Annotated in this window: 1 protein-coding gene; it reads left to right on the top strand. The window is 39.2% G+C overall.

Annotated elements, in window-relative coordinates:
* Positions 1-383, top strand: a 383-nt coding sequence (locus AWN68_RS13380) for a 6-bladed beta-propeller (RefSeq protein ID WP_157716218.1), incomplete at both ends; no start/stop codon positions are given.

Here is a 383-nt window from a genome sequence, read left to right as displayed (position 1 = left end):
CTCATATTTACCGATAACCTTTTGAGTCTCACAGGAAAAAGTGCTCCTGTTGCCAAACCTCATCCATTACCTTTCAATCAGCGCAGGGTATTCAGCTCGCTTGGAGAGTCAATTTTCTATATGAAGCCGTTAAGAGATTCTGTTTTCCAAATTATAAACAGCAAAGCATACCCAAGGTTTAAATTCGATTTCGGAAATGAATGGCTTTGGTCAAACCCAAAGCACATGAAATCACCAGTCACTGCCATGAACGCCATGTCTGCTGAAGCAAAAGTATATATGGTATACCCATATATTGGTGAGTGGCGCATTTTTTTGACCTACCTTTTTTACGAAAACAATGTTGTTCATCAGAAAAAAGGATACATCGATAGAGAAACAGG

Origin of the sequence: Roseivirga echinicomitans (assembly GCF_001592935.1) — a bacterium.
Lineage (GTDB): Bacteria > Bacteroidota > Bacteroidia > Cytophagales > Cyclobacteriaceae > Roseivirga > Roseivirga echinicomitans.
The sequence above is the reverse complement of the archived record's forward strand: the minus strand, read 5'-3'. Positions and strand labels throughout refer to the sequence as shown.